The sequence below is a fragment of the Nocardia sp. NPDC056064 genome (assembly GCF_042266925.1).
GTDB lineage: Bacteria > Actinomycetota > Actinomycetes > Mycobacteriales > Mycobacteriaceae > Nocardia.
On sequence record NZ_JBHJWO010000001.1, the window covers coordinates 1747146 to 1759045 of the forward strand.

The 11900-nt window shown below is 71.7% G+C and carries 10 protein-coding genes; 6 read left to right on the plus strand and 4 right to left on the minus strand.

Features of this window, described 5'->3' with window-relative positions; translation table 11 throughout:
* Positions 1-169: 169 nt before the first annotated feature.
* The gene (locus tag ACFC06_RS08065; RefSeq protein WP_375935293.1) at positions 170-1150 is read left to right on the plus strand and encodes a YihY/virulence factor BrkB family protein; all 981 of its coding nucleotides are present in this window, start codon (positions 170-172) and stop codon (positions 1148-1150) included.
* Here the strand turns inward: ACFC06_RS08065 and ACFC06_RS08070 are convergent.
* Positions 1120-1359 carry a DUF3039 domain-containing protein gene (locus tag ACFC06_RS08070; RefSeq protein WP_189024012.1) on the minus strand — a complete coding sequence of 80 codons (240 nt, stop codon included), beginning with the start codon at positions 1357-1359 and terminating at the stop codon, positions 1120-1122. The genes ACFC06_RS08065 and ACFC06_RS08070 overlap by 31 nt on opposite strands.
* Before the next feature lie 84 nt (positions 1360-1443).
* Here ACFC06_RS08070 and ACFC06_RS08075 point away from each other — a divergent pair, with 84 nt between their 5' ends.
* Positions 1444-1860: a DUF3099 domain-containing protein gene (locus ACFC06_RS08075; RefSeq protein ID WP_375929049.1), complete on the plus strand. Its 417-nt coding sequence runs from the start codon at positions 1444-1446 to the stop codon at positions 1858-1860.
* On the opposite strand, the gene ACFC06_RS08080 is transcribed toward ACFC06_RS08075, so the two are convergent.
* On the minus strand, positions 1857-3110 hold the full coding sequence (locus ACFC06_RS08080) for an MFS transporter (RefSeq protein ID WP_375935296.1): 1254 nt from the start codon (positions 3108-3110) through the stop codon (positions 1857-1859). The two genes, ACFC06_RS08075 and ACFC06_RS08080, sit on opposite strands and share 4 nt — an antisense overlap.
* A gap of 351 nt (positions 3111-3461) precedes the next feature.
* Between ACFC06_RS08080 and ACFC06_RS08085 the strand changes: the two genes are divergently transcribed.
* The 3 genes from ACFC06_RS08085 (at position 3462) to ACFC06_RS08095 (ending at position 6977) form a co-directional block, all read left to right on the plus strand.
* Positions 3462-4205, plus strand: a complete 744-nt coding sequence (locus tag ACFC06_RS08085) for a VOC family protein (RefSeq protein ID WP_375929051.1) — start codon at positions 3462-3464, stop codon at positions 4203-4205.
* A gap of 114 nt (positions 4206-4319) precedes the next feature.
* On the plus strand, positions 4320-5837 hold the full coding sequence (locus ACFC06_RS08090; RefSeq protein ID WP_375929053.1) for a methyltransferase: 1518 nt from the start codon (positions 4320-4322) through the stop codon (positions 5835-5837).
* 171 nt (positions 5838-6008) lie between these two features.
* Positions 6009-6977, plus strand: a complete 969-nt coding sequence (locus ACFC06_RS08095; protein WP_375929055.1) for a sigma-70 family RNA polymerase sigma factor — start codon at positions 6009-6011, stop codon at positions 6975-6977.
* Positions 6978-7092: 115 nt separating this feature from the next.
* Here ACFC06_RS08095 and ACFC06_RS08100 read toward each other — a convergent pair whose 3' ends face one another.
* Positions 7093-9849, minus strand: a complete 2757-nt coding sequence (locus tag ACFC06_RS08100) for a GNAT family N-acetyltransferase (RefSeq protein ID WP_375929057.1) — start codon at positions 9847-9849, stop codon at positions 7093-7095.
* Positions 9842-11083 (minus strand): acetoin utilization protein AcuC, encoded by a 1242-nt coding sequence (locus ACFC06_RS08105; RefSeq protein ID WP_375929059.1) that lies wholly within the window; start codon positions 11081-11083, stop codon positions 9842-9844. Before ACFC06_RS08105 ends, ACFC06_RS08100 begins: the two co-directional genes overlap by 8 nt.
* A gap of 129 nt (positions 11084-11212) precedes the next feature.
* Here ACFC06_RS08105 and ACFC06_RS08110 point away from each other — a divergent pair, with 129 nt between their 5' ends.
* Positions 11213-11899, plus strand: a complete 687-nt coding sequence (locus ACFC06_RS08110; protein WP_375929061.1) for a metal-dependent transcriptional regulator — start codon at positions 11213-11215, stop codon at positions 11897-11899.
* Position 11900 lies beyond the last annotated feature (1 nt).

Below are 11900 nucleotides of genomic sequence, written 5' to 3' on the forward strand. Positions count from 1 at the left end.
CGTGCGGGATGCTGGAGACGAGATGAGCAACGACCAGGTCCGCGCGGCCGACGCGCCGCACCCGCCGCAGGCACCCCTGCGCGGCGGGTCCGCCGTGCCGCCCACCACCGGGAGCGGGGCCACCGGGCAACAGCCCCGCGAACACACCCGGGTGGTGCGGTGGCTGCTCATGGCGTGGCGGCTGGTGGTCCGGGTGGCCCAGAAGTGCTGGGACAATTCGATCTTCGCCAAATCCGCCGCCGCCGCCTTCTGGCAGACGTTGTCGCTGGCACCGCTGCTGCTCGGGCTGCTGGGCAGCCTGGGCTATGTGGGCGGGCTGTTCGGGCCGGACACCGTGCAGATCGTCGAGGCCAAGATCATCGCGTTCAGCCGGGAGTTCTTCAGCCCGTCGGTGGTCTCGGACCTGATCGAACCGACCGTCGACGACGTGCTCGGACGCGGTCGCGGCGCGGTGGTGTCGGTGGGTTTCGTGCTGTCGCTGTGGGCCGGTTCCTCGGCGATGGCGACCTTCGTCGACGCCATCGTGGAGGCCCACGGCCAGCAGGACGCCCGGCATCCGGTCTGGCAGCGGATCTTCGCGCTGCTGCTCTACGTGCAGTTCCTGGTGGCGGCGGTGCTGATCCTGCCGCTGATCGCGCTCGGTCCCACCCGGATCGGGCAGGTGCTGCCGGAGCACTGGCGTGAGCCGGGCCTGCGCCTGATCGACACGTTCTACTACCCGATCGTGGGCATGCTGCTGATCGTCGGCCTGACCACGCTCTACAAGCTGGCGCTGCACAAATCGCTGCCCTGGCACCGGCTCTTCGGCGGCGCGCTGGTGGCGGGGGTGTTCTTCCTCGCGGCCAGTGATCTGCTGCGCCGGTATCTGGCCTGGATCACCGCGACCGGCGTGAGCTACGGCGCGCTGGCCACCCCGATCGCGTTCCTGCTGTTCACCTATTTCCTCGGCTTCGCGGTGATCCTGGGCGCGGAGTTCAACGCGGCGGTGCAGGAGTTCTGGCCCGCCCGCGCGACCCGGATCGAGCAGGTCAAGGAATGGCTGAGCAAGGTCCGTGGCGACGACGAGCCACCGGCCGACGCCTCCTCGGGGGCGCCGGCCTCACCGGTCGATCGGACCGCTCAGTCGCCGCCCTTGCGCAAGCCGTCGTAGACCTTCTTGCAGTCCGGGCAGACGGGCGAGCCGGGCTTGGGCGAGCGCGTCACCGGGAAGACCTCACCGCACAGGGCGACGACCATCGTGCCCATCACGGCACTCTCGGCGATCCGGTCCTTCTTCACGTAGTGGAAGAACTTGGGGACGTCGTCGCCGGTCGTCTCGTCGGTCGTGGTTTCCGGGCGTACCAGAGTGTCTGTACTCACGCCTTCCATGATGCCGCATCCCCGGCCCGCCCCGCTGACCAGCCGCGTGTGCGCGCCGCGGAGGTGAGTGGAAGACTCGGGGGTATGCAGTCCAACGGCGACACCTCCGGCGCCGGCGAGCCCACCCCGGACCCGGCGGTGACCGAGCCCGCCGCGGCCCGTTCCTCGCGCGGGTACTTCCCCGGCGCCGACGAGCGGCATCCGGTCCTGATCACCGAGGCGGCCCCGTCGCTCGACGAACAGCATCGGGCCCGCGTGCGCCGCTACACCATCATCATGGCGTTCCGGATCCCGTGCCTGGTACTGGCCGCGATCACCTACAGCATGTTCGAGAATCCGCTGATCTCGATCCTGATCATCGTGGCCTCGGTTCCGCTGCCGTGGATCGCGGTGCTCATCGCCAACGACCGGCCCCCGCGCACCAAGAACGAACCGAGCCGCTGGGACGGGCGCAACAATCAGATCGCCCTGGAATCCGGGCACCGCAAGGCCATCGACTAGCGCACCGGTCTGCGCACCAGGATCGACATCAGCGCCGCCGCACCGCACAGCGCACCCGCCAGATACCAGGCCAGGTCGTAGGAACCCTGCAGGTCACGGACCACACCCGCCCCGGTGGCCGCGATCGCGGCGCCGACCTGGTGGGCGGCGAACACCCAGCCGAAGGCGATCGGGCCGTCGGCGCCGAACAGTTCCCGGCACAGCAGCACCGTCGGTGGGACCGTCGCGATCCAGTCCAGGCCGTAGAAGATCACGAACACCCACATGCTGGGCTGGGTGTGCGGGCCCAGCAGCGAGGGCAGGATCAGCAGCGACAGGCCGCGCAGCGAGTAGTAGCCCAGCAGCAGGTAGCGCGGGTCGACGCGGTCGGAGAGCCAGCCCGAGGCGATGGTGCCCGCGACGTCGAAGATCCCGATCAGGGCCAGCAGCCCGGCCGCGGTGGTCGGCGGCATGCCGTGGTCGTGGGCGGCGGTGACGAAGTGCGTGCCGACCAGCCCGTTCGTCGAGGCCCCGCACACCGCGAAACCCCCGGCCAGCAGCCAGAAGCCCCGTGTGCGGGCCGCGTTCGCCAGCACCCGCAGCGCCCGGCCCGCTCCACCGGCCACAGACGCCCGCACGCCCACGTCCGAGCCGGCCGGGGCGCCGTAGGCCCGGACCCCGGCGTCGCTGGGATAGTCGCGCACGAACAGCCACACCAGCGGCACCACAGCCAGCGCCACCACGGCCACCAGCACCGAGGGCAGCCGCCAGCCGTGCTCGTGCGCCAGCGTCGACACCAGCGGCAGGAACACCAGCTGTCCCGTCGCGCCCGCGGCGGTGAGCACGCCGGTGACCAGGCCACGGCTGCGCACGAACCAGCGCCCGGTGATGGTGGCCACGAACGGCATCGACATCGACCCCACCCCGAGGCCCACCAGCAGCCCCCAGGTCGCGACCAGCTGCCAGGCCTGGGTCATGAACACCGTGAGACCGCTGCCCGCCGCGATCAGTACCAGGGCCGCGCACACCACGCGGCGGATGCCGAAGCGGTCCATCAGCGCGGCGGCGAAGGGTGAGATCAGGCCGTAGAGCAGCATGTTCAGCGAGACCGCGGCCGAGATGGTGGCGTGTGACCAGCCGAATTCGGCGTGCAGGGGCTCCATGAGAACGCTGGGCACCGAGCGGAACGCGGCCGCGCCCAGCAGGGCCACGAAGCCGACGCCCGCCACGATCCACGCGGGGTGCAGGCGGCCGGGACGGCGCGTACGCACCTCGCTGTTCGGTGCTGATGCGCCGGGAGCGACATCGGTATGCCCGGTGCGGTCACCCGGGGAAGCGAGGCCGTCGCGTCTGGTGTCACGTTCGGCGGCCGGGGCCGGGCCGGTGGACTGCGCGTCGGTGGCGTCGTCGAGGGGCGGGCGGAGATCGGTCACCGGATCAGGGTGCCGGATGGCCGGGGTAGGAACGAGTGGCCGGGATGACATCTTTCGCCGAAATCCTGCCAACTCGCTCGGTCCGCGGAAAAGCATCGACAGCGCCGCACACACGGCCTACCGTCGGGCAGGGTGACCCGCGAGCGCGCCGGTTCGTGACCGTTCGATCCACACCGCAAGGGAGACAGCATGATTCGCTGGACCTGGGCATTCCTCGACCGTCCCGCAACGGGTTTCGACGAGTGCGTGCGCTTCTGGGCGACGGTCACCGGATCGACCGTGTCCGAACCCCGCGGCGAGCACGGCGAATTCGTGACCCTGCTCCCCGCCGACGGCCCCGCCTGGCTGAAGATGCAGCGCGTCGGCGACGACGGCGGCATCCACCTGGACCTCGATGTCGACGACATCCCCGCCGCCGTCGCCACCGCGACCGCGCTCGGTGCCCGGGTGCTCACCGTCGCCGAGGACTACACCGTGCTGCGGTCGCCCGCCGGGCAGACGTTCTGCTTCACCCCGGCCGACCGCGGCCCGTCCGCGCGCCCGGAGGTCCCGCCGGTGACCGTGTCGACCGCGCCGGACGGCACGGTCACCCGCCTCGACCAGGTGTGCCTGGACCTGTCCCCCGCCGACCTCGCGGCCGACACCGACTTCTGGCACTCGCTCACCGGCTGGACCCACCGGCCCGGCCGTCGCGCCGAGTTCTCCCGCCTGCGCGGTCACGACCAGCCGCTGCACCTGCTGTTACAGCGGCTGGACGATCCACGCCCGGCCAGCGCGCACGCCGACCTGGCCTCCTCGAACATCGCCGCCACCGCCGCCTGGCACGAATCGCTGGGTGCGACCCGGATCGCCGAGACCCCGCAGTGGATCGTGCTGCGTGACCCCGGCGCCACGCACTACTGCGTCACCGGCCGCGACCCCTACACCGGCTGAACGCGACACGATCCACCTGCGCCGACGAGTCGGGTGCCACGGTCGTAGAGCCGGCGTGCGACGCGTGGTGTAGCTGGCGGTTCGGGCCGGGTGCGGTCCTGGCAGAGTAGGTGGGTGCCTACGAACCCCACCACGACCGTTTCCCCGCTCACCGCGCTGTGCCCGGATCTGCGGACCGCGCTGCTGCGGGTCGGCTACGACGCGGACACCCTCGTCGAGGCGCTCGGCGTGGATGTCCACGCGGCGCTGAGCCGCTCGGAGCCGGTGCCGGTACGCCGGGCCGCGCGGGCGGCGGGCGAGCTGGGCACCCTGATCCGGCTGTTCCTGCTCGGCGACGCCCTGCCCGACCGCGAGGTCGGCGCGGCGCTGGCCCCGGTGCGCGTCGACGCCGCGATCGAGGCCGGGCTGCTGGGCCGCGACGGCGACGAGATCCGGGCCGCGCTGGATCTGCGCCCGCTCGACACCGGCACGGGCACCCGGTGGATCCTGTCCGACCTCGACGACTCGATGCGCAGACGGACACTGACCGAGGACCACGTGCTCGGCGTCGGGCACGCCTCGCTGTCGCTGCTGCGGGCCACGCCCACCGCGCCGGTCGGCACCGTGCTGGATCTGGGCACCGGCTGTGGCGTGCAGGCCGTGCACGCGGCGGGTTACGCGGGCAAGGTGACAGCCACCGATGTCAACGCGCGGGCGCTGTGGCTGGCCGAGGCCACCGCCGCGCTCAACGAGCTCGAGCTCGAGCTGCTCGAGGGTTCCTGGTTCGAGCCGGTGGCGGGTCGCCGTTTCGACCGGATCGTGGCCAATCCCCCGTTCGTGGTCGGCCCGGCGCGTATCGAGCACACCTACCGGGACTCGGGTCTGGCGCTCGACGGTGCCAGTGAGCTGGTGATCGGGCAGGCGCCCGCTCTGCTCGCTCCCGGCGGCACCGCGTCCATGCTGGCGGCGTGGGTGCACGTCGAGGGCGAGGACTGGCGTCAGCGGGTCTCGTCGTGGCTGCCCGCGCACGGTGTGGACGCCTGGGTGGTGCAGCGTGACGTGGCCGACCCGGCGCTCTATGTCGGCACCTGGCTGCGCGACGCGGGGCTCGACCCGCGCGATCCGGCCGCCCAGGCGCGCGCCGAACAGTGGCTCGACGCCTTCGAGGCCGCCGAGGTGACCGGTGTCGGGTTCGGTTTCGTGTACCTGCGCTCGATCGACGGGCCCACCGAACTGCTCGCCGAGGACCTCACACACGGCTTCGACGACCCGCTGGGCGAGGAGGTGGACGGCTATTTCGCCCGGTCGGCCTGGCTGCGGGCCGTCGCCGGCGATCCCGACCTGGCGTGGAACGCCCGGTTCTCGCCGAGCCCGGCGACCGCGCTGGAACGGGTGTATCTGCACGGCGCCTCCGGCTGGGACCAGCAGGTCGCGCGCCTGCACCGCGGCGACGGGCCGCGCTGGCAGCACGAGGTCGACGAGTCGACGATCGCGCTGGTGGCGGGAATGCGGCCGGACGGTCTGCCGTTGTCCGAACTGATCGAACTCCTCGCCTTCGCCGACGGCGCCGACGAGGTGACCCCGGAATTGGCCGGCCAGGCGCTCGGTGTGGTCAGCGCTCTGGTGCGTCACGGACTGGTGATTCCGGTGTGAGTGGCACGGTGTGCGTGCCCACCGGTTCCCGGTAGCTCTGCTTCTCAGGAACTTCTCAGCCGTCGGGGTAGGAATCCGCAGCTCAGAGCTGTTTACCGCCGACAGGATCGGGAACTTTCCCTATGTCGGTTCCGTTGAACGGAGTGAGACACCACCGACAGGAGGCAAGTCATGACAAGCCCCGCCACTACTCGTGTGCGCCCCAGCGAGTCCGATATCGACGCCCAGAGCCCCGCCGCCGACCTGGTACGCGTGTACCTGAACGGGATCGGCCGCACGGCACTGCTCACGGCGGCCGACGAGGTCGAGCTGGCCAAGCGTATCGAGGCGGGCCTGTATGCCCAGCACCTGCTCGAGACCGGTAAGCGGTTATCGGCGACGCGCAAGCGTGACCTGGCGATTCTGGTCCGCGAGGGGCAGGCAGCCCGCTCGCATCTGCTCGAGGCCAATCTGCGCCTGGTCGTCTCGCTGGCCAAGCGCTACACCGGCCGCGGCATGCCGTTGCTCGACCTGATCCAGGAGGGCAACCTCGGGCTGATCCGCGCGATGGAGAAGTTCGACTACGCCAAGGGCTTCAAGTTCTCCACCTACGCCACCTGGTGGATCCGTCAGGCCATCACCCGCGGCATGGCCGATCAGAGCCGCACCATCCGCCTGCCCGTGCACCTGGTGGAACAGGTGAACAAGCTGGCCAGGATCAAGCGCGAACTGCACCAGCAGCTGGGCCGCGAGGCCACCGACGCCGAACTGGCCAACGAGTCGGGCATCCCGGTGGAGAAGATCGCCGACCTGCTCGACCACAGCCGCGACCCGGTGAGCCTGGACATGCCGGTCGGCAACGACGAGGAAGCCCCGCTGGGCGACTTCATCGAGGACTCCGAGGCCACCTCGGCCGAGAGCGCCGTCATCGCGGGCCTGCTGCACCACGACGTGCGCAGCGTGCTGGCGACCCTGGACGAACGCGAACAGCAGGTCATCCGCCTGCGCTTCGGCCTCGACGACGGCCAGCCGCGCACCCTCGACCAGATCGGCAAGCTGTTCGGCCTCTCGCGCGAGCGGGTGCGCCAGATCGAGCGTGAAGTCATGGCCAAGCTGCGCAAGGGTGAGCGCGCCGACCGCCTACGCGCCTACGCCAGCTGATCCCCGACCCGACGGCCCCGCGGGGTCGTCTTCCGAAACGCCGACCGGTGTCCGCGACCCGCCCCCTCCAGGGCCGCGAGCCGGTCGGCGTTGCCGTGCGCGGACCCGCCCTCGCTCAGGCCAGCCGGCGCGGACCGGTGTCGAAGCGGCTGGGCTCGGGGCCGATGCGCGCGCGGGCGTAGATGATCTCCGCCGAGGCGGGCGCCGCCAGCACCGGGTCGCAGGACAGTTCACGCAGCTGCGGCAGGTCGTCGAACAACGCCGAGATGCGTTGCGCGAGTTCGGCCAAGGCGGCCTTGTCGACCGCGGGACCGCCCGCCCCACCCGAGAGCAGCGGCGCCGCACGGGGCGCGTCGATCAGAGCGGAGGCCTCCTCCTCGGTCAGCGGTAGCGCCCGGTAGGCGCGATCCCCCAGCAGGTCGATGATCATGCCCGAGAGCCCGAACTGGATGACCGAACCGAACGAGGGATCGTCGGTGACCCGCAGGACACAACCCACCCCCTTGGTGGCCATCTGCTGCACGTGCAGCAGCGGATCGCCGCAGATCTCGACCAGATCGGTGTAGGCCTGGCGCACCGCCTCCGGACCCCAGAGATCCAGTCGGACACCGAGCAGATCGGGGCGGCGCCGCCACAGCTCACCGGTGGCCTTGGCCGCGACCGGATAACCGAGTTCGGCAGCGGCCGCGACCGCCTCCTCGGCACTGCGCACCGCCCGGAACGCCACCACCTCGATGCCGTAGCAGCGCAGCAACTGGACCGCCTCGTCGTCGGTGAGCCAGCGTCCCCCCGACTCGGCCAGCCAGCCCTCCACCAGCGCGGCCGCCGCCGCGGTGTCGATGCCCGGCGGGCGCCGCACCGGAGACACCGGCCGGTCCCGCCAGCGCGCGTAGCGTTCGACCCGGGCCAGCGCCCTGGCCGCGCGCTCGGGGTCCGGATAGGACGGGATCGAACCACGGGCGGGCGCGGCTCCCGTCGTACGGACGGCCAGCAGCCGCGGAATGCCCGATTCGGCGACGAAGGTCGTCAGCACCGGTTTGCCGTCCCCGGGGGCCGACGCCGCGGCCGCGCGCAAAGCGTCGGCGAAACCGCCCATCGGCACCGGGACCGGCGGGGCCACGACGGCGATGACGGCGTCCACGTCCTCGCTGCGCAGGGCCGCCTGCACCGCCTCGCGATAGTCGGCGGGGGTGGCCTCGGGACCCAGATCGACCGGTCCGCCCACCGCGTGGGTGTGGCCCGCGTGGGCGTCGCGTTCGGTCGGCCGGGCACCGGGCCCACGGTCCACGCGGGTCGCGGGCCGGTGCACCCGCAGACCTTCGCTGTGCGCGGCGTCGATGGCCAGCCAGTTCAGTGCGGCGCTGTTGCCGATCACCGCCACCCGCGGCCCGCGCGGCAGCGGCTGGGTGGCCAGCAGAGCCGCGCAGTCGAACAGTTCGGAGATGGAGTCGACCTGGATGATCCCGGCCTGGGCGAACAGGTCCCGGACCACTGTGCGGTCCATGTCCGCGCCCGCCGCGAGCCGGCCGCTGCTCACCGCGACGATCGGTTTGCCGCGGGCCACCCGCCGCGCCAGCCGGGAGAACTTGCGCGGGTTTCCGAAGCTCTCCAGGTAGAGCAGGATCACCTCGGTGTCGGCGGCGGTGTCCCAGTACTGCAGCAGGTCGTTGCCCGAGACATCGGCGCGGTTGCCCGCGGAGACGAAGGTCGACAGGCCCAGGTTGCGCGCCGCGGCCTCGCCCAGGATGGCCGCGCCGAGCGGCCCGGACTGGCAGAAGAATCCGATGCGCCCCCGCTCGGGCAGCACCGGGGCGAGCGTGGCGTTGAGCCCGATCGCGGGATCGGTGTTGGCGATCCCCAGCGCGCTGGGCCCGACCACCCGCATCCCGTGCCCGCGCGCGGCGGCCACCAGATCGTGCTCGGCGGCCAGCCCGTCGGCGCCGGTCTCACCGAAACCGGCGGTGAGCACCACCAGCCCCTTGACGCCCTTGGCCATGCAGTCGTCGAGCACCGAGCCGATCGCGGCGGGCGGCACCGCGACCACGGCCAGGTCCACCTCGCCCGGGATCTCCCGCACCGTCGCGTAGGCCCGCACCCCGCGCACCGAGCGCCGGTTCGGGTTCACCGGGTAGACCGGCCCGCTGAACCCACCCGCCAGCAGGTTGGCCAGCACAGCGCCGCCGACCCTGGCCGGTTCGGGCGAGGCGCCGATGACCGCGACCGAGCCCGGGGTCAGCAGGTTACCGACGCTGCGCGCCTCGGAGGCCGCCTCCCGCGAATCCCGTACGGTCCGTAGCGCTTCGGTGGGGTCGATGGCGAATTCCAGGTGCACCTCGGCACCGTCGCGGCTGCGCTGCAACTGGTAGCCCGCCTCGCGGAAGACGGTGATCATGCCCTCGTTCTCGGCCAGCACCTCGGCCACGAAGGCGACCACCTCGTTCTCGGCCGCGGCGCCGGCGAGATGTTCCAGCAGCACCGAACCGAGCCCGCGGCCCTGATGCTCGTCGGCCACGACGAAGGCCACCTCCGCGGCCCGTGGGCCGGGGCGATCCAGCAGCTCGTAGCGGGCGACGGCGATGATCGCCTCGCCGAGCACCGCCACCAGCCCGACCCGGTCGTGGTAGTCCACGTGGGTGGTGCGGTACATGTCCTTGGGCGAGATCCGCGGGTACGGACCGAAATAGCGCAGATACCGGGTGCGTTCGGACAGGCCGGTGTGGAAGGTGGCCAGCGCCTCGGCGTCGGCGGGCACGATGGGCCGGATCCGCACCACGCCACCGTCGGCGGCGAGCACGTCACCGAACCACTGCGGCGGGGGCGCGGGCGGATTCGCCGGGGTGTCGGGGGTGTCGGGCAGCAGGGGCTCAGTCACGGGGATCCTCCGGGTCCAGGCCGAGCAGACCGAAGCTCGCGCGCCGGGTGGCGGTGATGGCGGTGTCGACCGCGCGCTGGGCCCGGATCTGATCCGCGTCACCGATCTCGGGGGTGCCGCCGGGCCCGTCCCAGCGGCGGTAGGCGGTGTCACCCCCGTCACCCATGGTCGTGGGTGGTTGCACGCGCGGGGCCGCCGCGCGCACCTGGTCGATCCAGTTGGTGGGGATCGGGGTCGACGGATCCAGTGGCCGGTCCAGCGCGGCGGCCAGCAGGTGGGTCCAGGCCCGCGGAACCACCCGGACCACCCCGTAGCCGCCCCCGCCGATCGCCAGCCAGCGGCCCTCGGCGTAGCGGTCGGCGAGCTCACGCATGGCCAGGAAGGCCGCGCGCTGGCCGTCGACGGTGAGTTCCAGATCGGCCAGCGGGTCCTCCCGGTGGGTGTCCACCCCGCACTGGCTGACGATGATCTGCGGGCCGAACGCGGCCACCGCACCGGGCACCACCGCGTGGAAACCGCGCAGCCACTGGGCATCCCGGGTGCCGGGCAGCAGCGGCAGATTGATCGCGGTGCCCTCGGCCTCGCCCACACCGGTCTCCTCCGGCCAGCCGGTGTTGGGCCACAACGTCGCCGGATGCTGGTGCAGCGAGATCGTGAGCACCCGGGGATCGCCGTAGAACGCGCGTTGCACGCCGTCGCCGTGGTGGACATCGACGTCGAGGTAGGCGATGCGGTCGAAGCCGTGGTCGAGCAGCCACGAGATCGCGATCGCCGCGTCGTTGTAGACGCAGAACCCCGCCGCCGAATCGGGCATGGCGTGGTGCATTCCACCGCCGATGCTCACCGCGCGCCGGGTCCGGCCCGCCGCGATCTCCGCGGCCGCGGCCAGCGTGCCGCCGACGATCACCGAGGCCGCCTCGTGCATCCGGGGGAAGATCGGGTTGTCGGCGGTGCCCAGTCCGTACCGGGTGTCCTCGGCCGAGGGTGGCCCCGATCCGGCCCGGCGTACCGCGTCGATGTAAGAACTGGTGTGTACCCGCATGAGTTCCGCGCGGGTCGCCGCACCGGGGGCCAGCAGCTCGACACCGTCGAGCAGGCCCAGACTTTCGGCCAGTGACATGGTGAACTGCAGGCGCGCCGGTTTCATCGGATGCTCCGGGCTCCACGTGTAACCGAGGAATCGCTCGGTCCAGACGACGGTGCCCGCGTCGACACGGCGCGGCGATGTGACCATGCCCGCCACGCTAGCCGGAAGCAGCGGACCCCGTGCGGCGTTGACATGCAGTAGAAATAGGGCCGCCGGTCCAGCGGGCGAACAGGTGTTCGCGCGCGGGTAGAATTCCTGCCGACGAAGGGGTAACAGGTGAAGGATCTGGTCGACACCACGGAGATGTATCTCCGTACCATCTACGACCTCGAGGAGGAGGGCGTCGTGCCGCTGCGCGCGCGCATCGCCGAACGACTCGAGCAGAGTGGTCCGACGGTGAGCCAGACAGTCGCGCGGATGGAGCGCGACGGACTGCTGCTCGTCGCGGGCGACCGCCACCTCGAACTGACCGACAAGGGCCGCGCCATGGCCATCGCGGTGATGCGCAAGCACCGGCTCGCCGAGCGGTTGCTCGTCGACATCATCGGCCTGGACTGGGAGAACGTGCACGCCGAGGCGTGTCGCTGGGAGCACGTGATGAGCGAGGAGGTGGAGCGGCGCCTGATCGAGGTGCTCAACCACCCGACCACCTCCCCCTACGGCAACCCCATCCCCGGCCTCGACGAACTGGGTCTCGGTGACGCCCCGGCCGCCGAGGAGACCCTGGTGCGGCTCTCGGACCTGCCCAACGGCTCGCTGCACGCGGTGGTCGTGCGCAGGCTCGCCGAGCACATCCAGACCGATCCCGAGGTGATCGGCAGGCTGCGCGAGGCCGGCGTGGTGCCCGACGCGCGTGTCACCGTGGAGACCAAGCCGGGTGCGGTGCTGATCACGGTGCCGGGACACAGCGGTTTCGAACTGTCGGAGGAGATGGCGCACGCCGTCCAGGTGAGGCTGGTCTGAT

What these genes read in the sequence shown, in the direction of transcription:
- ACFC06_RS08065 (WP_375935293.1), top strand. Translation starts at nt 170, where the DNA reads ATGGCGTGGCGGCTGGTGGTCCGGGTGGCCCAGAAGTGCTGGGACAAT.
- ACFC06_RS08075 (WP_375929049.1), top strand. Translation starts at nt 1,444, where the DNA reads ATGCAGTCCAACGGCGACACCTCCGGCGCCGGCGAGCCCACCCCGGAC.
- ACFC06_RS08085 (WP_375929051.1), top strand. Translation starts at nt 3,462, where the DNA reads ATGATTCGCTGGACCTGGGCATTCCTCGACCGTCCCGCAACGGGTTTC.
- ACFC06_RS08095 (WP_375929055.1), top strand. Translation starts at nt 6,009, where the DNA reads ATGACAAGCCCCGCCACTACTCGTGTGCGCCCCAGCGAGTCCGATATC.
- ACFC06_RS08105 (WP_375929059.1), bottom strand. Translation starts at nt 11,083, where the DNA reads ATGGTCACATCGCCGCGCCGTGTCGACGCGGGCACCGTCGTCTGGACC.